We start from the raw sequence: 23,180 nt of genomic DNA, 5'->3' as shown, positions 1-23,180 counted from the left end.
CCCAGACCGTGGTCTCCCAGATCACTCGTTCCAACACCAGTTCGATTTCACGGTCTTGCCATGACGGGACTAAGTCAAAGCTGCGCGAGTACCAAGCTGCACCGATGTATTGGAACCGCTGATGCAAGTGGTGAAAGACCTCTCTGGTCAGTGCGGGTTGCAAATCCAGCGGCTTGCCCAGCGAAGCCTCGCCGGTGGTACCTGGCAACTGGATCGGTGTCCCCGCAACCGAATCAAACCAGGCCTGCGACTCACCGACATCGTGCGGATCCAGCTTGACGCTCCACTGCCCCGAAAGGTCCAACCCTGTTGGATTCAGCGAAGCGGCCTGCAAGGTGCTAGCCAGAGTAAACGCTACTAGTGCGAATAACGAAAAGCTATTTCGGATGCGATTGGGATGATTCATGGTTCGTTCAAAAACACAGGTTGTCGGTCACGTCTGAATCGGTTCAGGCTGGCTACGGCCGGCGCTGCATGATGGCTTCCATTTGTGCGTTGAGCCGCTCGGTCAGTTCAGGCTTCTGCCCACTCAAATCGTTCGATTCGCCGGGATCTTCCTGAAGGTCATACAACGCGAGTTCTGGTACCAGAGAGTTTTTCAGTCGCAGGTGCGCGTTGTACGCGGCACCACCTTTATTGCGGGCTATTTTCCATCGACCTTCGCGGTAAGCGAATCCACCCCAGCCGCCATTGGCTTGTTGAACCAGAGCATCGCGCCCCTTGGCATTGGGTTTCCCCAGCAACGCGTCCATCACATTCTCGCTGTCGATGAACGTATCGCCCGACTGGTTCAACATCGCCGCCATGCTGGCTGCTAAATCGATCGTGCAAACCATTTGATCGTTGACACCGACCGGAACCGTGCCCGGCATCCGAGTGATGAACGGCGTTCGCGTGCCGCCTTCAAAAACGTTGTACTTCCCACCGCGGAACGGACCATTGGGATCATGGTCGCCAAGCATTTTGACCGAACCGTCGATGTAGTCGTCGTTCAGAACCGGGCCGTTGTCGCTGCAGAACACAAACAACGTCTGCTCCGTCAAACCGAGCTTGTCGACGTGATCGACCAGCTCACCAACGCTCCAGTCCAGTTCGGCAATCATGTCACCACGCGGACCCAGCGACGTTGTTCCCTGAAACCGCTCGTGAGTGATCCTCGGTGCGTGGATGTCATGCGAGCTGAAAAACAGAAAGAACGGCTCGTCTTTGTGGTCATTGATCCAGCGTTTCGACGCATCGACCCAGCGATCGGCCAGGTCTTCATCACGAAACCGCGCCGAGTGGCCTCCGGTGTAAAAACCGATCCGACCGACGCCGTTGTAAAACGTGTCGCGATGGCCTCGCATGGATTGGAACCGCAACTTGTCTTTGTTGTTGGCAACGGTCGGATGATCGTCGCTGGGTTTCTTGTTTCCCACCCATAGTGGGTCGCTGGGGTTAAGGTTGTCGACGTGATGGTCGCGTACGTAAACCTGAGGAACGCGATCATTGGTTGTGGGCAGCAGCAGGCAGTGATCAAAGCCAATTTCCAGCGGACCCGGCGCGATCTTGCCATTCCAATCGGGGCCCTTTCCCGGTTTGCCCAACCCGAGATGCCACTTCCCAATCACGGCAGTCGCGTAACCCGCATCTTGCATGACCGATGCCAGTGTGGGTGTGCCAGCGGGAATCAACGCCGGTTGATTGGGTGGAGCGATGCCAGTGCCAGGCGTCCGAAAAGCATACACGCCTGTTAACAATGAATAACGAGTGGGAGTACACGTCGATGCGGAGCAGTAGCCGTTGGTGAACCGAGTTCCCTCCGCGGCCAAGCGATCGATATTCGGTGTTTGAACTCCCTTGCCTCCGTAGCAAGAAACATCGCCGTAACCCAAGTCGTCGGCAAGAATCAAAACGACGTTGGGAGAGCTCTTGCGTTTCTAGCTCTGCTTCATCGCAGCCAAGCCACGATCGTCGGTGTCCTTTAACCATTGATCCAGACGACCCCGCAAATCCTTTATCGTTGCCGCGTAGTCTGCATTGCCGGCCAAATTGTGGATCTCGTGTGGATCCGCGACGACATCGTAAAGTTCTTCGACTGGTTTGCGTTCTTTCAGAAGCAGCTGCTGTGTTTCGGTCAGTTTGCCTTCGGATGCCAACCGCTGGATCTCGGGCCACATTGGTCGATGGTTGCAAACGTACTTGCACTCGCGGTATCCGTTTTCCGGCGTGTAGTTGCGAATGTACTTGTATTGCTTGGTGCGAACGCAACGAATGTGGTCCATCACCTCGTCGACCAGGTCGCGTGCTGCGAAGATTTCGGACCGCTGCTTCGCTTGGCTACCAATCAATGGTCGACCATCGAGCACCTCGGGCAGTTCGACGCCCGCGACGGAGAGCACGGTCGCCGATACATCGATCATGCTGACCAGATCTTCCTGGACCGCAACATTTTCCTCAGCCAGCGGCTCGGGCCAACGAATGATTAGCGGAACCTTCAAACCGCCATCGTACAGCCAGCACTTGCCGCGAAGATGACAACGACCGTTGTCACCGCAGAAAATCACCACGGTATCGTCCGCGATACCTTCGTCTTCTAACCGCTGCAGAATCTCGCCAACTTGCGAGTCGACCAGTTCAATGGAATCCAAGTACTCTGCCCAATCCAGGCGCGTGATCGGCGTATCGGGTAAGTACGGTGGCAGCTCCACTTTGGAAACATCGACGGGATCGGTGGAACGCTTGCGAATGCCCGCCCAGCCTCCTGACCAATGGGGTTCCAAGCGGTGCGAACTGTAAAGCGTGATTTGGGCAAAGAACGGTTGATCCGGTTCTCGTTCCTTCCAATCCTTGCCATCGAACAGCGGCTTTTGGGTTGTGAAATTCAGATCGGTTTTCTTGTTGTAACCACAACCCAAGGCCGCGAAGTATCCGACGTCTTGTAACAGATGGGGGATGGGCTTGATGGCATCGGGCAAAACGACGCCGCCCCGGCGTTGATCCTGCGTATCAGTTCTCGTTTGATAGACCCCAGTGATCATCGCGTTGCGAGAGGGTGTACACGAAGGCGCTGTGCAAAATGCGTTTTCGTATTTGGTACCCTGCTTCGCAAGTCGATCCAGGTTTGGCGTATCGACCGCAGGATGACCATAACAGGCCAGTTCCGTGCTGATGTCTTCGGCCATGATCCAGATGATATTCGGTCGCTTGGATGCTGCACCGTCATCAGCCGAGACTTCGGAAGTCATCTGCAGACAAGTCAATGACAGGACAATCATTCCAAAATTCCAAAGCTTCATGCTCCAGCGGTTACGGGTATTCATAAACACTAAGCGTTTTCCAAAGAATACGATTCGAGTTGTTTTGCCAGTTCATTGGCCTGTTGATGACTTCGGTCGAACTCCAACACCTTTTTCAGATGGGTTTCGGCATTGGCCATCAAAGTCTCGACTTCGTCAGCGGAGCATTGGCAAAGACCATGGCAGGCGAGCGCCGCCAAGAAATGGTTTTCCGCATCGCGGCGGCACTGTAGTTCCTCATCGAAAACCAATAGGTTCGGCAGGCTGGTTGCGAAGTAATCGATCTTGGCTGGTTCACCAATTTTTTCATTCGCAAACTGAAGCAACTGGGCAAACAAAGCCGCTGCTTCGTCGCGTCGTCCCAGTTCGCACATTGACAATCCGCGGTAGTAGGTCAGCGGACTGAACTGAGTCACAGCCATCTCGGAAAAGTCGCCTTCTTCTTCGGCCGAAAGTTGAAAATGTTTCACCGATTCGTCGTGGCGTCCCATCGCCGCCAGACTGCGACCGATCCAGTAGTTCACGTCGGACTGAGCTTGCAGCGGATGGTAAGCCTCGCCGAGCGAGTCCGGCGTTTCCATGGCCTTTGTGAAGTGGTCATGGGCTGATTGAGCATCGCCGTTTTCCAGGTCGGCCTTGCCCAGTAGCAATCGAGCCAACGTGTACTGTCGCAGCACCGCGCCTTCGCCGCCTTCCCAAGGATGGAACCGGCGCGAGAGCAACAAGTCGAGCGATTCTTTTGCATTTCCGGTCACGTTGTACAACGCCGCAAGTTCGACCGTCGCATCGTCACGCAGCAAAACAAGCTCACGATTGGATTGCAAGAAACTCAGTCGGTCCTCGATCGCGATGTTGCGTTTCTTGGACAACTGATCGAACTCACTAACCAACCGAGCATCTTGCGGGTCTAGATCCATCGCTCGCTGGTAATACGCGCCCGCCTGCTGGCCATCGCCTGAGTGGTTCCATATCGCGATGCCCAGGTTTCGATAGACCTGAGGAACAGTGGACTCTTGCTTGGCCGCGACTTGCCAAACATCGATGGCATCTTGGTGACGACGCTTGTCCAGCAGCAGGTTGCCAAGGGCGTAGGCGGCAAGCGGATCTGAACCGGGCTGCCCCATTGCCCATCGCAGCACATCCATCTCTTCCAAACGCGATGGGAAGCAATGGTCCGCCGATTGGCCGCGTGCCTGATTCAGCACCTCGCCGGCATCTGAGGAATTCGTGCGATGTTTCAGCCACGCCAGCAAATAATGCGTCATCGCGGAACGTTCCAGCGGATTGGGAACCGCAACCGGTGTCACTTCGTTGGCGTGATGCAGCTCAATCAAATCGATCGCATGTTGGTAGAAACCCGACTCGATGTAATCGAATGCCAAATCAAGAATCGTTTGCGCATCGTTTCGGGTTTTGGCCAGAAACTGCTCGATTTCTGCCGACCCAGAATTGTCCGCGAATACCGTCAGCAGGTGGTAGGCCCAATGATCCAGCGGATCGACCGACAATACCTGCTGCACTTGTTTGCGGGTTTCAGCAGCATCGGACGACTCACCACGTTGCTGAGCAAGTTGTGCCTGAGCAAGCGCCAGCAACAAGCTGGCCTTGTTGTGTTGCCGATTCGTATCCAGGGACGCATTGAGGTGATCACATGCGGAGGACCAATCAGCTCGGAGGCAATCAAGCGTGGCAAGTTGATAATAGGCCGCCGACCGCCACTCGTAGTTCCAAGTTGACTTGTACAACGCCGCGTAAGCATCTTGGACATTGCCCAAAGCCCGCAGGGTCAGGCCGAGGAAATAGTGTGCCTCGCCCGTCTCGGGATTCGGATGCAGACTGGTCAGTCGAGCCACCGCCGACTGCAAGTGTTCACCAGCGGCTTCGTACTGCCCACGTTGCAGCAGTCGTTTGCCCAGTGCCAGGTGACAGCGATAATCGCCCGGATCGCGTCGCAGTCCTTCTTGCCAATAGGGTCCGGGCGAACGCGTCGGGTGTCGGTACTGTTCCAAGTGACTGCCAATATGGAACAGCTCATCGACCGATGCGACGTCCTCGGGGGCTGGCGGTTCGGTGGCGACTTGCCGATTGCGAGTTGGAACAGTCGCTGGATCAATCGGTCGATGATCCAGCACTAACTCGCCCCCAGCCGAACGTAGTTCTGCCAACAGGTTGCTTACTTGATCGCCCTGGAACTGCAACTCTGAGTTTTGCCAAGATTGTCCCGGTTGAAGGTTGATTTGCGTTTGCTCAAGCACACGGTCGCCTTCGCGCACCGTCAACTCACCTTCAAACGCGCTGCTAACACAAACACCCAATTCGATTTGGCGATCCGAGCGAACACGAAAGGCCAATGCCGCATCGCAGTTGGCTTGCTGCACCGGACCAATGTCCTGGATCGGCCACCAGAACTGGGAAAACGTTTTCGTCTCGTAGGGAAGCAAATACGAGAAGTCCGGCTGGTTATCCGTGTAGACACCAGCCATCAACTCGACATAGGGACCGCCTTGGTCGGTCAATTCGCGGTCCCAAGTCCAACCAAAACGCTCGTTGCCCCACGTCCACTGTTTCTTGCCGGGGGCGATGTGCCGATTGGCAACGTGGACGAATCCGCCGCCGGCGGCGTGGTCGTAGCCCCCAAAGAAATCCAGTCCGGTTTCGCAGATCATGTAGCTGGTCGGCACCGGGATGTTCTTGTACCAACTCAGGTCATTCGCACCGGGGCGATTGTGATAGTCGACGCCGTAGTAATCTGTGTTGGCCACCGGGAACGAGGACATCGCTCGTACCGCGTGGTCAGCGACGTAATGAACGTCGGGCGGAAGGAAGGATTGGTACTGGTCGTGAACTCGGGCGGCGACGTTCGCCCACCAAAGGAACGTGTGAGTCAACGGCGTGCGGTTGTACAATCTGCCCTTTAGTTCGATCAGCGATGAATCCGGACGCAGACGTACCCCATGCATGCCTTTGAGACGATTCAGTGGATCGTGCTCGCTCATCCAAACCGTTTGGGAACCATCAGACTCTTCCTCGATGTGGACGTCAGCCGGCATGAATGTTCCAGGCCGGTGGTGCTGTGGCCAGTTGAATTCCACCCCACCGGAAATCCATGGCCCGGCCAAACCGACCAGCGCCGGCTTGACGACGTCTTGGCGATAAAAGAAATCGAAATCGTTGTTGGTTTTGTCCTGCCCCAGCCAAATCCGTCCGCCGATTTCCGGCATCATTTCCAGCCGCACAAAGTCGTTTTCCAGGCGAGCGATTTGGTACGTCACGTCCTGCGGTTGGTCAAAGACTTTGTCAACGAATGGCACCGGGTAGACCTTGCCGCTGCTTCCCTGATAAACCCGTTTCTCAAAGAACAGCGGATTCTTTTCAGGTTCTCCGATCGGATAGGTCGGAATGGCCTGACATCCTAAGGTTGCTTGAGTTTTCATGTCGTTTCACATGAGAAAAGGGTGAGAAAAGGGCTGGCGTGCAACCGCGCTCCCGAAGAAGGTGAAAATCGTTTTCAAACACGCGGTTATCGAAATATCAGAAACATGACAACCACGCTGGTAACAACCATCGCGGCGCATACCCGGACGATCGGTTCCGTTTTCAGCTCGATGTCTTCTCGAACAGGAAGTTTTTTGGGTGTTTGGTTAGGCCGCAGGAATGTCATGATCCACATCGTGGCAAAGATGATCGCGAAACAAACCAAAACTTGAGTCAAGAAATGCAGATGAAGAACTCGCTCTGACAGCACATCCGCAAACAGTCCTTCCTTGTTTAGAATCTGTAAAATTGCGTACATCACCGGGCCCAACAGAAGTGCAACGGAACCGGCGGCGGCGGGCGCCCTGGGCAACAAAAACGCTCCCAAAAAAGCAGCCACCACGCCCGGCCAAATGAATCCCTGGAACTGCTGGATAAAAGTGAACACGCCGTCGGTAAGTAGCGGGGCCGTGAAGCAACCCATGACGACAAATGTCACGGTCAGGATCCGCCCCAATCGCACCACTGTTTTGTCGGATGCCTGCGGTCGAATGAGTCGCTGAAAGATATCGATCGACGCGATCGTGGACGCCGAGTTCAACAGCGACGCCAAGGTCGAGATGATCGCTCCGGCAATCGCGGCAAAGATGAAACCTCGAAGCCCTGGCCCGACCAAATTCTTGATCAACGTCGGATACGCCGCATCCGACTTTCCGGCCAATTCGTCGGCATAAAGATTGCCTGCCATGATTCCCGGCATGACGATTGCGAAAGGAATCAACAACCACAAAGCACCGGCAAAGAGCATTCCCAGTTGACCATCTCGCAGGGTCTTTGCCGCGAGATTCCGTTGCACGATGAATTGATTCAAACCGCAGTAGTAGATCATCACGATCCACATACCGGTGAACACGGTGTACCACGGCAATTGGTCGTAACCGGGATGCCCTTTGAATAACAGCAGCTTCAATTTGTCCGAGTTCGCAGCACTGAAATCGGCCCAACCGCCGCTGGCGGAAAGCCCGAGGACAAACACGATCAACCCACCAATGAGCAGCGCGCTGCCCTGAATCAAATCGGCATAGGCAATCGCTTTCAGACCTCCGGTTGCCGCGTACAAGGTCCCGATTGCACCGATGATCCAAACCCCTGTGGACATTGGCACACCCAGCAGCACTTCCAGCGCCGTTGCGCCCGTGTAAAGCACCGCGGTCAGCAGCACACCGACGTAAATGGCGACCGTCACAATCGCCATGATGCTGCGGGCCAGCGTGTTGTATCGATATTCTAAGAACTCGGGCATCGTGTAGATCCCCGCCTGCAGAAACCGAGGCAACAACGTGATCGCAACCAGGCAGATAAACACTGATCCCATCAATTGCCAGGCGGCCACGGCAAGTCCCTGTTCGGCAGCACCGCTGCCGGCCATTCCAACCATCTGCTCGGATGAAATATTGGCAGCGACAATCGAAATACCAATGATCGGCCAAGACAGTGACCGGCCACCTAGGAAGTAATCCGATTCGTCTCGCGACGCCCCCTCTCGAAGACTCTTCCAAAGACTGATTCCGACGACGACAAGGAAAAAAGCGACGAAAGAAACAACATCGATGCCAGTCATATCGGGAAGGCCTCATGGGAGCGGCCGGCATCGCTCGGAAGGTGCATCCCCCTAGCTTTTTACCGACCTATCGTCGTCACCACGTCGGTCCAAACGGCGGCATCAGTCGATGCAACGCACGGCCTTCTGACGAAGACGGACGAAACACTCGGCGACAGAAACGTTTTCGGTCATTCTGGCGAATTTCGCCTTGAGCCGGCGAACGCTTCAATGCCCCATTGTCACCGGCGAAAGACCGTCCGACATTCCCTACGATCTCCAATCCGTTTCGTTTTTTTGTCAGCCCGCCAAGCGTTGAATGTTTGCCTGATATCGGCAGATGACGTAAATTGTCGGGCTTCGCCGTGGCCGCCGGCTGATTCAGGCCATTCCTAGATTACGGCTTTTCTCCAGGCAGGCGACGAATGTCTCGGCTGGCACGCATTCTCCTTCTGATCGAATCGTCCAGGGCTTACGGCCGTGGATGCTTGGCCGGAGTGGCGGCCTACGTTCGCGCCCATCCACACTGGTACGTGATTCATGTCGAGCGAAGCCTGTCAGAAAGCCCGCCGGCTCTTTTGAAAAAGATCGTTCCTGATGGAGTCATCACCCGAAGTGAAACGATCGAAATGGCAGTGGCGATCAATCGCCTGAATGTTCCGACGGTCGATCTTCGTGGGGCTCATCGACCAAGTGCCGGAGTAACGCTGGATACGGATCCGGTGTCTTGTTCCCGGCTTGCAGTCGATCACTTCATCGAGCGTGGCTTTCGTCACCTGGCGTTCTGCGGGTATCCGGGCGTTGGCTTCTCTGACCAGCGTGGTGATGCCTTTGTACAGTATGTTGCCGACCGAGGTCTTTGTGCGGAGCAGTTCATGCCATCCCACCGCTCACCCAATTTCGGCGACACGGTGGCGCGAGAAACTGACGCCGAATTCGGCGAGCGCGGTTTAGACAGTTGGATTTCCAAACTCGCGAAACCGGTTGCGGTGTTCGCATGCAACGACGTTCGCGCGCGCCAGGTGCTTGCCGCATGTGGACGAACTGGCCTTCGCGTGCCCGACGATGTTGCGGTACTCGGAGTTGACAACGACGAAGTGATTTGTGACCTGTCGTTTCCACCGCTAAGCAGCATCATGCCCAACACTTGGAGAATCGGTCACGAGGGGGCATCGCGACTGGACCAGATGCTTTCCGGGAATCCGATTACGGAGAAGCGAGTGTTGATACCGCCTGAAGGCGTTCAAGTGCGGCGATCTTCCGACGTGGTCGCCGTTGAAGACCCCGACGTTGCTGCCGCCCTAAGCCACATTCGTGATCATGCGTGCGAGGGCATTTCCGTTAGCGACGTTGCCCGATGGCTGGCGATCAGCCGCACGACGCTGGATCGCCGGTTTCTTAGTATCCTTCAACGCAGCCCAAAGAGCGAAATTGATCGCGTGCGAATTCAACGGGCAAAGCAACTGCTGGAGCTGACCGAATACAAGCTCGCGACGGTTGCGGAAATGACCGGTTACGCGTCGGCTCCTCAGTTCCTGACAGCATTCAAGCGTTTGACGGGCATCACGCCAGGCGAGCATCGCAAGCGTCATTTAAGATCACCTGAATCGTTTCAGTAGACGCTATTTTCGTGCAGCGAAAGGCGACGATGTCGGCCGCTTCGGCGCTGACCGCAGGTCGTCGTTCACGACCGATGGTGTGGCTTATTTCATTGCCGGCTGACGTGCACGTTTCCGATTCGCTGTCGTGCCATATCGATCACGTGAGGCAATTGGACGACCCGGCTAACGTTCAATAGATCGGGTGCCTGGCGATTGGATGAAGGCAAATCGCGGAGATGAAGTTCGTCGATGCCATCGACAAACAGAGACGCCCACAGCACCCAGAAAGCGGCATCGCCTTGGCCGTGAACGACGGTGGGCCCCGTCAACGCCGAGAGTCTGTCCATGTTTTGCACGGACCGGAGTGCACGAATCACATCATAGACTTGCATCCCCGCGGCGGTCTGACCCAGCAACATGAAACGTCGACGGATGTGCGTCCGCGGACGTTCGTCACGTGTCCACTGTGTCGGCCCCACGCCACGCGGCGCCACAAACAGAGTGGGCTGCTTCCGTATTGACTGCTTTGAATCGGCCCAAGCATCCGGAAGTGCTTTGACCAGGTCGGTGGCAGTGGTCTGGTTGATCCGGTACCAGTCGAAATCACCGAACGTGCTTTGCCAGCCGTCTTCATCCAAAACGTGAACATCGACCGACGATTCGGTCCCGCGATTCTGATCGGTGGGACGTACCAAGACCATCGGCAAACGATACGGCGACTGGCTGTGATATTCCAGAAAGTCGACTTCGACCCCAGAATGCTGAACCGTTCGCAGCGACGTAAGCGGTGCGGGTTTGTCACCATCGTCCGGCCATCCCGCGAAGGTCAGCTCAAGAAGCTTTCGAACCTTTTTCGATACATCATCGGGACCATCAATGGTCTGGTCCGCGGACGCCGGTGGGACAAAGGTCTCATGGATCGTCGTCACTCGTTGATCACCTGGAAGACGATCGAAGACTTTCAATTCCTGGGGCGTGAACAATGGACGGGCAACCGATTCGATCAACGATTCATCATCGCGTAAATACTTGTTGAACCAGCGAAACGCGTGGACACGTAATTCTTGAGTGTCCTGGTGCGGCCCCGATGTGATTTGCAAACCCAGATTCGGTTCGGCGTCGTACAACGCGTAGATCTGCCTGACCTGAGAATGCAAATCGACGACGCCGTCGAGCGGAAAGATACTGTCGCGATCGGTATTGGAGATCAACAGCGGCCGCGGAGCCACCAACGCCGCGACCTTGGCGAAATCCCAACGGTGTGTGTTGACCATGTACATGCAGTCACAGTGGCCGCTGACACAACCGTCCACCACGTGATTCTTCATGTTCGTGATACCGGCGACGGGGACTGCGACCTTGATACGTGGGTCGATCGCCGCGGACCACCACGAGTAAACGCCACCGCCGCTGCGCCCGGTCACGCCGATACGTTCGGAGTCCACGTCGTCGCGTGATTGCAGCAAGTCGATCGCGCGCAGACAGTTCCAAGCTTCGACGCCGGCGGGCGTGTACCCGCGATTGTTCCACCACCACATACCCTTGCGATACGTGCCATGATGGGTGCCTTCGATTTCGCCCAACTGAATCGTATCGATGACCAGGCACACATAGCCGTTGCGTGCGAACCAAGCACCGTGATGTTGGTAGTGAACCTTGTTGCCATAGCTGACACCGTCTTCGACGACTTTTCCGTGGCCACACACGTACAAAATGGCGGGCAGGGGTTCGTCCACTTTGGCCGGACGGTAGAGGTTTCCGGTGACATATAGTCCTGGCAAAGACTGGAAATGAATCTTTTCAACCACGACGCCTTCGCGCTGAACCTGGCCCGTCACCGTGGTTTGAAGATCGCCACGGGGCGGCATGGGATTCAGCCCCAGCATGTCCAGCAATTGTGACCGATAGAGTTCACGATGCTGAGTCCAATCGTCCAGCGCTTGGACATCGGACAAACATCGATCACGGATCTGCCTGGTCTGTTCGGCGAAGTACTGGTGTACCAAGTCATCCCCGCGAGATGATTCGGTCTGATCCGACGATCCCGCCGGATCATCCGCGGCATCGCAGATTCCCGCTGAAAAGAAAAACGACAGCAGCACAAAGTGCGCAACAAACAAACGAAGCGTCGACGACATTGGGCGGTGCCAATTGATGCGAGGGCGGGACAGGCTGGCGGGAATGGGAAGCTCAGACGTTCGTCAGGTCCCATCGTTTGACCATTGTAAAACAGCCGCGCCCAAAGGTGGCCCATCAGCACGGTGGCCGATCCAATCAGTGGCCCATCCACAACACCGGCGTCCGTGTCAAAAGCGTCGGTTCGCCGAATCGACTTGTTCGTTCAATGTCCACAGGTCGTACAGCCAACCGATTCCCAGCAAGCCACCGGTCAACAGATAGATGGCACCCGTGACCCATTTGCCCAGATAGAAACGGTGGACGCCGAACACCCCCAAGAAGGTCAGCAGAATCCACGCAACCGTGTAGTCAAACGGTCCGGTCGCGAATCGCATTGTTGCGCGACGGTCCATCCCAGGAATCAACAACAGATCGATCAGCCAGCCGATTCCACACAATCCCAGCGTGAAGAACCAGATCGTGCCGGAGATCTGTTTGCCATAGTAAAAACGGTGGGCACCAAAAAAGCCGAACAGCCAAACGACGTACCCGATCACGATCGAATGCGTTTCGGTGGGCGGCATCAGGCCACCAGTCGGGTACTCGTGATGGTACTGGTGTTGCGGGGTGGACGTTGCAGTGCTCATGGCGGATGGCCAGACCTTCGGTGTGGACAAATCAATTGCTTCACGTCGTCATTCGTCAGACGTGTCACGACCTTGGTGCACGCGGCGCGCCGATGCCAAAATTGCAGTCACGAACGATCTGCCGCCCGGATTTCAGGCTGATCGGCGACGCGGCCACCCGGTGTTGCTAACCGTTGGCCAGATGTTCATCGGTCTGCAGCGGTGGCGTTAGTTTGTCCACGTGCAGATGGTCGACCAACAATTGTCCACTTTCGATATAGAAGCCGGCGGCACCCTTCGAAAACGCCTTGTCGGCCAACGACAGAATGACTTTGTCGCCGATGCTGAACTCCAAATAGCTGCCAAAGGCCAACAGCCGCACCTTTGCTTTGCCCGGCGTTTCGTTTTGCCAGTACCCGCTTTGCAGCGAATCGAAACGCATCATCTCCTCGCCGCTGCCTTCGCCGTTGCTCCCCCACGATCGAAACTGGGCGACGCCTTTGAACAGATCTAACGACAAGTAGTATCCGTCGCGGGTGTCTCGATCAATTCGAAACAGGATCCCGCACTTTCCGCTGTCCAGCATTTCCAGTTCCGCATCCAAACGGAAGCAGCTGACGTTTTGCGGCAAGACAAAACCTTGAAAGCCTGACAAGCATTCGCACATCAGCCCACCGGACTGGCGACATTCGACGTTCGATTCACGCCCCAAATCCAGTGGCTGCAGCTGTGTTGTATCGATCGTGCCGTCAACGAATTCGTCAAAGCGTTCAAAGGACCGAACTTCCAAATGCCCGGTCGAACGCCGCACCAACCGCTTCGGCGGCGGCATCAAGTTGAACGTCACCCGGTCCACGCCGCCGGGCGTAAAGAAGCTGAATAACAAATAGCCTTCATCGTCGGCACAGACGCGTCCGGCATAATTTCCCGAGGCCAACAAGACGTTATCGGCATAGCTGCGCCATGGTGCGTCGACGTCGCGCGTGTGCCAGTATCGAATTTTGGCGTCTTCGCGAAGGCTGCCGATTAGGTAGTATTCGCCGTCGATTTTGATCAAATTCGGAACTTCGACGTCGTCGTACAGCCCCGGATGGTACAGCGGCGGTCGAGCCTCAAATTGATTCGGTGCGACCTCTTCCATCCGCGCCACGCAACCGCGGCGGACCACCGGTCCATCTTTGATTCGGCCGGCGGCCAACAACCATCGGTGTTCGTCGTCTTGATAAAAGAACGGATCCCGCCATGAAATCCAGTGACGGCCTTCGCAAACATCGCTTTCGTAATACTGCGGGTCGGGGTCCAGCGGGAAACAACTGTCCGGATTGTAGGAAAACGGTGGCTGGGGTGGACGGCCCGGCAATTCATACGGCAGGGGGCTGCGACGATCTTTCCAATTCACCGGCGCCTTGGTCCAGTGATACAAATCATCACTGACGGCCATCCCGATGCGTTGCTTGGATCCCTGATCGCGTCGTGACAGACCGGTGTAGAACATCCGCCACGAACCCGGTTTGTGCGGATCGGGTGTGACGTGAATCGTCCACAACATCGAATCGTCCCAACCGCCCGGGTCGCCCAGGAACAACGCATTTTCGACGCGTCGCCATTGCAGACAATTATTGCTGACCGCGTGAGCGATAAAGTCGTGGTTGGGAAGCACCAAATGAAACAGGTGATAAATACCGTCGTGGTAAAGAACATCGACATCACCAAGTGTTTTGCGGGTTCCAGCAGATTCCGAGTACATCGATCAGTGGGCAATTCGTATCAGGCAGTGAAGGCTGTGGTTTTTTGAATCATCGCGGATAACGCGTTTGCCCCCAACCAGACTAGTTTTTGGACAAGCCGGATCGGACCGCGTTGCCCGCTCTCGAGAAGGCGAACCGATTCTGAGGTTCGCGATGCCGACTGGCCGCTGAACGACCAAGTTGGCTGCAAATGTGGCGATCGTGTTTGATCGCTTTTCACCCTTCGATTCCCGACCGCCACCGATACACTAAGCGGTCCGCAAGACGTCAAATCGTTGGGCAATGCTGGTCGACAGATCCGCACCGGAACACGCGTGGTTTTGCCTGCGTTTGGCATCCGGTTCGCGATCGCGGTCACCGCCAACTTGGGTCGTAACCGCCCCACTTGACCCAACACGCACGGTCAACAAAGCACCAGGTCGAAGTTTCCGGATCGTACCGGTCGCCAAACGATTCAAGGCACTAATCTGGTAACGATCTGGAATTGCAACCTGAAATGCCAACCGCGAACTCGAACACCGCCTTTGCGGCATCGCAGGGGATCCCGCGAACAGACTTTTGCCCAGATCGCTGATTTTTCGACTCGCACACCATCGCCTTTTCACCACCTTTCATCGATCGGATCGATCATCCTTCCATGACCAAAGCCGACGAAACTGCAATCCCGCTTCGCCGATCGGCCGACGGAACTCTGGTCGCCATCGGCGCGGCGGAAGGCTCGGTTGATTCGTTAAAAGAGATGTTGGCGGCGGTGGATGTGCAGTGCCGCGATACTTTTTTGGTGGTGATGAACGGCGGAACCACCGCCGTTCCTTGGGACGTCGCCGCATTGCAAGCCGTCTGTCCGATTCCTGTGGCGTTGATCGACGGCGAAACCTTGGTTCGCCCCGGCACGGTCTATTTGTCGCCGCCGGGGTGTCCACTGCGTCTGCAGGCGTTGCGATCGGTCGACCCGGTGGGTTCCGACGACCGCGCAAATGACCAATGCGTCGCCTTGGTTCCCGGCGACCCATGTGACGATCCGATCAACCAATCGTTTGCCGCCGTGCAATGCATGTGGAAAGGGCCACTGGTCGGCGTTTTGCTATCCGGGCGTGGCAACGACGGTGTTGATGCATTGGCACAGTGGGCGGATTCCGGGCACACGACGATGGTCGAATCGCCTGAGTCCGCGGCGATCGCCGACAAAGTACAGCGGGTCTTGGATCGGTTCCAACCTTGCGAAGTTATCCCCGCCAAGGAAGTTCCGTCGGCGGTCTGTCGTCCGGCGGCCGACTCTTTTCGCGACAGCGATGCCGAAGACGTGGACTCAAGCGACGGATTGAGTGCGGTCGTGGCCCGCGACATTCGCCAAGTCATCGATGACCTGTGCGAAATTTTGCGCAAGCAGACGGACCACGATTTTCGGCACTACAAACAATCCACCGTGATGCGACGGATCGCGCGTCGCATGCAAGTCCGCAAGGTCGCAAACGCGGAAGCCTATTTGGACTTGGTACAGTCGGATCGAGACGAAACCGACCACTTGTTTCGCGAATTGCTGGTCAACGTGACGTCCTTCTTTCGCGATCCCGACGTGTTCAACGTGCTGCGTGACGAAGTCACTCCGGCACTGGTCGAAACTTTGGGCGACGATACGTTGCGCGTTTGGGTGCCGGGTTGCGCCAGTGGTCAAGAAGCCTACTCCATTGCCATCGTCTTGGCCGAACATCGTCGACGTCACCAGCTGGATTTTGAAATCCAGGTCTTTGCAACGGACATTGACCGCAAATCACTGGCGGTGGCACGTCAGGGACACTATCCGCTGTCGATCGCTTCGGAAGTCCCCGGTCCGCTGCTGCAACGGTACTTCACGAAAAAGTCTGATCATTACGAAGTCAACAAACTGTTGCGTGACCTGTGCGTCTTCACCTATCACGACTTGATTGCAGACCCACCGTTTTCGCGAATTGACTTGATCTCGTGCCGTAACGTGCTGATCTATTTCGGTCCGCATCTGCAGCAAAAGGTCATCCCGCTGTTCCATTTCGCTTTGCGTCCCAAAGGTTTCTTGTTGCTGGGCACCAGCGAAAGTCTGGGCAATCATCAAGAACTTTTTCGCGTCGTAGATCAGCGTCAGCGAATCTCCCAACGTCGCCCGGCTTCGGCTGATCCGATGCCCCGATTCATGTCCCACAGTCCATCGTCCAACGCCATTTCCGACAACAATCATCAGCCGGCATCCGATTCGGAAATCGATCGTTTCGCCCAACGCATCATCATCGACGAATTTTCGCCGCGCTGGATCGTCATCAACGGCGATGGCCAGATGGTCGCCGGTTCATCGAAACTGGATCCGTATTTGGAGATCCCAAGCGGGCCGTTTCGCAACGACGCGATCAAGCTGGTCCGGACGGGATTGCGAAACGGATTGCGGACCGCGTTTCGTGAAGCGTCCGAGCGAAAGGACAAGGTCGTACGCCAGGATCTGCGGATCCGTCAAACCGACGGAATTCGTGCGGTTCGTCTGACGGTCCAGCCCATGCCATCGCCCGGCGACGACGATCATCTGTACATGGTGGTCTTCGAAGACATGGGGCCGCTGATCAGCGAACATCCATCGCGCGACGATGATTCGCATGCCTTGGTCGAACAGTTGGAACAGGAAGTCGACCGCACGCGTTCGGAACTGGAATTGACCGTCCAACAATTGGAATCATCCAACGAAGACCTGACGGCGTCCAATGAAGAACTACGCTCGCTGAACGAGGAAATGCAGGCGGCGAACGAAGAACTGGAAGCTTCGAAGGAAGAAGTTGAAACCACGCTGCAACAACTGGCCACTGCAAAGAACGACCTACAGGCACTTTTGGCCAGTTCGCAAATCGCCGCGATCTTTTTGGATGGTGACTTTGTCATCCGCAGTTATACCGAAGCGGCCAAGGAGATTTACGATCTGCTGCCCAGCGACGTCGGGCGTTCGCTGTTGGGTTTCCGGGCCAAAGTCCAACAGATGCCGGACATTCCGGATGTCGGATCTTTAGTCGGAAAGCCACCCACCGATGATTTGATCGAAGCCGACAACGGCCGGTGGTTTGTGCGTCGCGTGTTGCTGCACGAATCCGCGGCCACCGGAAAGCCCGGCATTGTGGTCACGTTCCATGACGTTTCGGAATTACACGAGCGTCAACGGGAATTGCGTGAACGTGAAAACCAATTGCGGACAATCACCGACGCGATCCCGCCGATGATCATTTTGGTCGACAACGATGAACGCTATCGCTTTGTCAACAAAGCCTATGCGAATCAGTTCGGCCAAGATCGCCAGGCCATCATCGGTCGAAAAGTCGTCGACGTGGTGGGACCGGAGAACTACGAAACGGTCCGCCCCCATCTGCTTCGCGGCTTGGCAGGTGAAACCCACACCGTCGACCTGCAGTTTTCCGGCCATCGATTTACCAGCGACAATTTCTATCAAGTCAACTATGTCCCGCAACGAGACAGTTCCGGCGTCGTCGACGGGTGCCACGTCATCGTTACCGACATCACCGAACGCAAACGCAATGAATCGGCGCTTGCCGAAGGTCAGCGGAAACTGGACCTGGCGTTGCAGGCCGGCCATCTGGGAGCTTGGGAATGGGACATCGCTAGCGATCGAGTGACGTGGTCTCGATCGCTGTATGACACGTTGCGATATCGCGAGAACGAGTTTGATGAAACGCTGAACGGTTTCATCGACTTGATTCATCCAAGTGATCGTGGAATGGCACGCGATCGGATCGAAGCCGCATTGTCGGGTGCAGCGGAACAGTACGAAGTTGAAATCCGTATGCTGCGCGGTGACGGACGATACGTTTGGGTGTTCGGCCAAGCGGTCGTGATGCGTGACGCCGAAGGCAATCCCCGCGCGATGATGGGCGTGGCAGCGGACATTAGCAGCCGGAAACAGCGCGAATTGGACTTGGCGTTTCACGCTTCTCTGCAATTGGAATTCAATCGTCTACAAGATCCGGCCGAATTGATGCGTGCAACCACCGCCCGCTTGGCGGATTACCTCGGGCTGTCACGATGCTTATTGACCGAAGTGGACCCGGACGCTTTGATCAGCACGGTGATCCACGACCACCAGACGCACCCGGCGGAGTTCGACGAATCTGCCGTCGGCCAGTACCGCATCTCTGACTTTCACACACCGGATGAATGCGATCGATTGCGTCATGGCGAACAAGTGGTTCTGAACGACGTCCGCGACGGCGATCGTGACCCCCGCTTGGTTGAACACTTTGAATCGCTGGACATCCGATCGCTGGTGGATTCGTCCTATGTCGATAACAACGGTTTGAAGTTCGTCATCGCCGCGATCAAACAGACGCCCCATCAATGGACCGCCTACGAAACGGCCTTGTTGCAAGAAACTTGCAACCGATTGTGTTTGCGACTGGAACGTGCACACGCCGAAGCCCAACTGATCGATCGCGAAGCTCATTTGCGTCGTGTCATCAACAACCAGTTGGGACTGGTCGGTGTGATCGACGCACAAGGCATTTTATTGGAGGTCGATGATCGTTCATTGGCCATCGCCGGTCTGCAACGTGATGACGTGATCGGCAAACCGTTCGCTTCGTCACCCTGGTGGAACTACGACCGCAACGTTGCCGAAAAGATCGAATTTGCCGTCACGCAGGCGCTTTCCGGGCAAACGGTACGCTTCGATATCGGACTGTTCCACCACAGCGGCGAACCACTGATGATCGACTTCATGTTGGCCCCGGTCCGCAATGCCGCGGGAGACGTCGAATTTGTGATTCCGTCCGGTGTGGACATCAGCGCGCGCTACCGTGCCGAACAGGTGCTAAGAGAAGCCAACGCGAAACTGCGAGTACTGTTTGATCAATCGTACTTCTTTACCGGGATCGTCAGCACCGACGGCACGCTGACCGACATCAACGATGCGACACTGACACGTTACGGATTTGGGAAAGACGAAGTCGTCGGAAAACGATTGTGGAACCTGCCCTGGTGGTCTCAGCAAGTCGAAGTCCACCGACAGTTGCGTCAAGAATTCCACAGCGTGTTGGGCGGACAAACCTTTCACCAGGAATTTCGGCTGTTCGATCGAAACGGTCGACCGCATTACATCGACCTGGTTTTGACGCCCGCGTTGGACGAAGAAGGCGAAGTCTTGTTTGTCGTGCTTAACGGCAGCGACGTGACCGAACGTCATGAGTACGAAACGTCGCTGCACGACGCACGTCGCATGGCCGAACAGGCCAACGCCGCCAAGAGCGAATTCATTGCCAACATGAGCCACGAGATCCGCACTCCCATGACGGCGATCTTGGGTTACGCCGACCTGGCACGCCAGCAATCCGATAGCGATGAACTGGATGAATTGCTGGGCACGATTGTTCGCAATGGCAACTTTCTGTTGGACATCATCAACGACATTCTTGACCTGTCGAAGATCGAAGCCGGCAAGATGGAAGTCAGCCGTGAGAGGTTCTCCGTCGTGCATTTGATCGAAGACGTGCGTTCGATCATGAACGTTCGCGCCAAAGAAAAAGGGCTGTCGCTGGACGTCCGCTATGACGGCAAAGTTCCCGAGAAGATCGAATCGGATCCAAGGCGATTGAAACAAGTGCTGATCAATCTGGTCGGCAACGCGATCAAGTTCACTCAAGAAGGCGGCGTCGAAATCGCCGTCAGGCACGACGAATCCGACGAAGATCTGCTGCAGATCGAAATCGAGGATTCGGGAATCGGGATGTCCGATGAACAGCTTCAGAAACTGTTTCGGCCGTTTACTCAAGGCGACGCGTCGGTCAATCGCCAATTCGGTGGGACCGGACTGGGACTGACCATCAGCCGCCGATTGGCCGGGATCCTGGGCGGCACGATCGAAGTCGATTCGGAGATCGAAAAAGGCAGCACGTTTGTGTGCACCGTTGCGATCGGCGACGTCGACGATGTCTCGTGGATCGATGGTCGCGACGTCGCCCAACAAGCGGTGTTGGAAGAAAAGGACGACGCGCCGCCAGAATTGGATTGCTATGTCTTGGTCGTCGACGATCGTCGCGACATTCGATACCTCAGCCGGCATTTGCTGACTCGGTGCGGCGCAACCGTCCGCGAAGCCGAAGACGGCCAGGAGGCTGTGGAATTGGTCGAATCGTTGATGGAACAGGGGCCGCTGCCCGATTTGATCTTGTTGGACATGCAGATGCCGCGTCTGGACGGATATCAAACCGCACGACGGTTGCGGGAAATGGGATTCGATCGGCCCATCATCGCACTGACCGCCGACGCAATGCAGGGTGACATGCGAAAGTCGTTGCAATTCGGGTGCGATGACTATTTAAGCAAACCGATCGACGCACAAGCGCTGCTGCGTACCGTGGCAAAGTTCACCGGACCGACGCCCCGAGACAATGCCGCCGAATGAGCCTACGGCGTTAGCAGCCGCATGCGTCTGGGCCTAACGAATACTCCTGATCAGCTGGCGAAGCCTTCTTCGACGTGCGGCAGGTCTTCCAGGCTTTCCAATCCGAACAGCACCATCATCCGCTCGGTCGGCTGGTAGAAATTGGTCATCTTTCCGGTTTCCTCGTCCCGGGCTCGTGTCAATTCCAGCAACCGTCGACGGACCAGTTGATTCAGCAGCGCGCCGGAATCTTTGCCCCTTTGGTCGTTGACCTTGTGGACGGAAATTCCCGGTTGATAGGCGACCAACGCCAACACCTCGATCATCGCTTGATTCAATCGCGCCTCGCGAACTTTACCCAGGAATGATCGGCGAACCGTTTCCACCTCCGGTGCAATCGTCAGCTTGAATCCATGCTGATCGGGAACGACCCGCAACGCCTGACCCGCATCACGGTACGACTGGTTCAACCGGTCGATCACCTCACGAACTTCGTCTGGGGTAAAGTCACGCATCAACGACGCGATCCGCTCCAACGTGACCGGTTCGTTCTTGGGGTGCCCGACAAACAAGACGGCTTCGACGATGGATTCCGGCGTGACCGGGTCTGCGAAGTCATCCGAATCGCCAGCGGAATCGGCAGGCCCCGATTCTTCCTCGCTGGTTTCAGCTTCATCCCCATCGATCGCGCCATCGTCGGATTCGAGTTCCAGCGTTTCCGGATCGACGAAGGCGTCGGGGTCGTGTGCCGCCGCCGCTTTGGCGTAGGCGGCCCCCAAATCTTCTAGCGAAAACTCTTCCTCCAGGTCATCGTCGGCATCGCCAGCGTCGTCTTGCGAAGCCAAGTCGTTGACGGGATCGGCGGATTCCTCATCCGCCTCGGGCGACGCCGAGGCCGACAATTCGGAGTCCAGTTCGTCGTCGCGACCATCCTTGGGGTCCGTCATGCGTCTTGCTTCGCAAAAGGGTTGAAACACGCCGCCGGGCCGGACGACACGTCGGATTCATCGATCGAATGTTCCGTCGAGACGGCCACGCATGCCCAAACACCCACCGCGACAACCAAAGTGAGCGTCTCGGTGTTATCGATCCCGGACGGTTTTGACCGCCGGCTATGGTACCAACGTTACCCCCGCCCGGCCCACAGCATTGCTAGGCCTTTGACCAAGGTGTACGGACCGGCGTCCACCCCACTCGACGAACCGGCCGTCGGGGTGACATGATTTTCTACAGTTTTCCACGTTCCGCAATTCGCGTTGGAACGATTCCCGATTCCACTCTTACCCCTGATTCAAGCCCGTGGCGATCCGCATCAGCCGACGATTCACCTTTTGTGCCGGACACCGATTGCTGGGGCACGAAGGCAAATGCCAAAATTTGCACGGCCACAACTACGTGGTCGAATTTCATTTGACAGGCGAAGAACAGGATTCGGTCGGCCGGATCATGGATTTCAAGGCGCTCAAGAATGTCTGCAAGGGCTGGTTGGACGACAACTGGGATCACGCGTTCGTGTTGTGGGACCAAGACGAGAACGCATTGCAGGCGATTCGATCGTCCAAGCCGCACCGGATCTACGAATTGCCGTACAACCCGACCGCGGAAAACATGGCCAAGTACTTGTTGGAACAGGTTTGCCCCAAGATCCTGGACGGTACCGGCGCGTCGGCCTACATGGTGCGACTTTGGGAAAGCGAAGAAACCTGTGCCGAGGTCACTTTGGACGACTGAACAAAGGCTTCTCACTCACGTGGCACCGGTTTTTTCACCGATCACTGGTCGGATGCATCCAGGGCGGCGCGAACCTTTTCCATCAAACGGCTGACTTCCTTGAGTTCGGCCTTCGTCAGAGTACCACTGATTTGGTGATGCAAGTCGATCAGCGGCGCATCGATCTTTCGTAGCAACCGCTTGCCGGCCGCGGTGATCTGGACATAGACCACCCGTCGGTCCTGATCACAGCGGCGACGAACGACCAAATCTTGCTTTTCCAACCGATCGATCAAACCTGTGATCGCCGGAACGGTTTGGACCATTCGCTGCCCGATTTCCAGCGACGGCAGTGCGGCGCCTTCGTTCCGCAAAATCCGAAGCACGTTGTACTGCGACGTCGTCAAACCGTAATCGCGAAAGAATTTGCCACAACGATTGATCATCTGGTCGGCCGTCCGAATGACATTCAGATTGGCCTCTTGTTGCGCAGAATCAAACGGAGTCTTTCGCTTTAATTCACGCTGTAGTCCGCCGGCTTTCATCTTGTCGTCTCCCCTGAGTGAAAATACAGTACCGGCAAATGGTTGATACGACAACTATTTTCCGGTCATCTTTACGGGGA

The 23,180-nt window shown here is 56.2% G+C and carries 13 protein-coding genes and 1 pseudogene; 3 read left to right on the top strand and 11 right to left on the bottom strand.

The genetic code is table 11. From position 1 onward, the window contains the following. The 6 genes and pseudogenes from HFP54_RS14120 to HFP54_RS26195 form a co-directional block, all read right to left on the bottom strand. Positions 1 to 406, bottom strand: a pseudogene (locus HFP54_RS14120) (glycoside hydrolase family 2); the annotation flags it as partial. A 52-nt stretch (positions 407 to 458) separates the two neighbouring features. After that, positions 459 to 1,892, bottom strand: a complete 1,434-nt coding sequence (locus HFP54_RS14115; protein WP_168565608.1) for a sulfatase family protein — start codon at positions 1,890 to 1,892, stop codon at positions 459 to 461. Positions 1,893 to 1,919: 27 nt separating this feature from the next. After that, the gene (locus HFP54_RS14110) at positions 1,920 to 3,302 is read right to left on the bottom strand and encodes a sulfatase family protein (protein WP_168565607.1); all 1,383 of its coding nucleotides are present in this window, start codon (positions 3,300 to 3,302) and stop codon (positions 1,920 to 1,922) included. Between the two features lie 5 nt (positions 3,303 to 3,307). Further along, the gene (locus tag HFP54_RS14105; protein WP_168565606.1) at positions 3,308 to 6,712 is read right to left on the bottom strand and encodes a DUF5107 domain-containing protein; all 3,405 of its coding nucleotides are present in this window, start codon (positions 6,710 to 6,712) and stop codon (positions 3,308 to 3,310) included. Positions 6,713 to 6,798: 86 nt separating this feature from the next. After that, a complete protein-coding gene (locus HFP54_RS14100; RefSeq protein ID WP_168565605.1) occupies positions 6,799 to 8,373 on the bottom strand; it encodes an SLC5 family protein in 1,575 nt (524 codons plus the stop codon). Between the two features lie 536 nt (positions 8,374 to 8,909). Beyond that, the gene (locus HFP54_RS26195; RefSeq protein WP_231604687.1) at positions 8,910 to 9,239 is read right to left on the bottom strand and encodes a hypothetical protein; all 330 of its coding nucleotides are present in this window, start codon (positions 9,237 to 9,239) and stop codon (positions 8,910 to 8,912) included. Between HFP54_RS26195 and HFP54_RS14095 the strand changes: the two genes are divergently transcribed. Beyond that, positions 9,129 to 9,971, top strand: a complete 843-nt coding sequence (locus HFP54_RS14095) for a substrate-binding domain-containing protein (RefSeq protein WP_231604679.1) — start codon at positions 9,129 to 9,131, stop codon at positions 9,969 to 9,971. The genes HFP54_RS26195 and HFP54_RS14095 overlap by 111 nt on opposite strands. Before the next feature lie 89 nt (positions 9,972 to 10,060). Here HFP54_RS14095 and HFP54_RS14090 read toward each other — a convergent pair whose 3' ends face one another. The 3 genes from HFP54_RS14090 to HFP54_RS14080 all read right to left on the bottom strand — a co-directional run bounded on the left by HFP54_RS14090 (position 10,061) and on the right by HFP54_RS14080 (position 14,444). Then, positions 10,061 to 12,091 carry an alpha/beta hydrolase gene (locus tag HFP54_RS14090; protein ID WP_168565603.1) on the bottom strand — a complete coding sequence of 677 codons (2,031 nt, stop codon included), beginning with the start codon at positions 12,089 to 12,091 and terminating at the stop codon, positions 10,061 to 10,063. Between the two features lie 168 nt (positions 12,092 to 12,259). Further along, positions 12,260 to 12,655: a TM2 domain-containing protein gene (locus tag HFP54_RS14085; RefSeq protein ID WP_390657384.1), complete on the bottom strand. Its 396-nt coding sequence runs from the start codon at positions 12,653 to 12,655 to the stop codon at positions 12,260 to 12,262. A gap of 229 nt (positions 12,656 to 12,884) precedes the next feature. Further along, the gene (locus HFP54_RS14080) at positions 12,885 to 14,444 is read right to left on the bottom strand and encodes a glycoside hydrolase family protein (RefSeq protein WP_168565602.1); all 1,560 of its coding nucleotides are present in this window, start codon (positions 14,442 to 14,444) and stop codon (positions 12,885 to 12,887) included. A gap of 638 nt (positions 14,445 to 15,082) precedes the next feature. On the opposite strand from HFP54_RS14080, the gene HFP54_RS14075 reads away from it, so the two are divergent. After that, positions 15,083 to 20,866: a PAS domain-containing protein gene (locus HFP54_RS14075; RefSeq protein WP_168565601.1), complete on the top strand. Its 5,784-nt coding sequence runs from the start codon at positions 15,083 to 15,085 to the stop codon at positions 20,864 to 20,866. Positions 20,867 to 20,916: 50 nt separating this feature from the next. On the opposite strand, the gene scpB is transcribed toward HFP54_RS14075, so the two are convergent. After that, positions 20,917 to 21,792 (bottom strand): SMC-Scp complex subunit ScpB, encoded by an 876-nt coding sequence (gene scpB / locus HFP54_RS14070; protein WP_168565600.1) that lies wholly within the window; start codon positions 21,790 to 21,792, stop codon positions 20,917 to 20,919. A gap of 352 nt (positions 21,793 to 22,144) precedes the next feature. Here scpB and queD point away from each other — a divergent pair, with 352 nt between their 5' ends. Further along, positions 22,145 to 22,576 carry a 6-carboxytetrahydropterin synthase QueD gene (gene queD, locus HFP54_RS14065; protein WP_146413583.1) on the top strand — a complete coding sequence of 144 codons (432 nt, stop codon included), beginning with the start codon at positions 22,145 to 22,147 and terminating at the stop codon, positions 22,574 to 22,576. A gap of 41 nt (positions 22,577 to 22,617) precedes the next feature. Here the strand turns inward: queD and HFP54_RS14060 are convergent, their stop codons facing one another. Next, positions 22,618 to 23,100: a MarR family winged helix-turn-helix transcriptional regulator gene (locus HFP54_RS14060; protein WP_168565599.1), complete on the bottom strand. Its 483-nt coding sequence runs from the start codon at positions 23,098 to 23,100 to the stop codon at positions 22,618 to 22,620. Positions 23,101 to 23,180: the final 80 nt, after the last annotated feature.

The organism is Crateriforma spongiae, assembly GCF_012290005.1.
Classification (GTDB): Bacteria; Planctomycetota; Planctomycetia; order Pirellulales; family Pirellulaceae; genus Crateriforma; species Crateriforma spongiae.
Note: the sequence above shows the minus strand (reverse complement) of the source record. Positions and strands in the feature narration are given on the sequence as shown.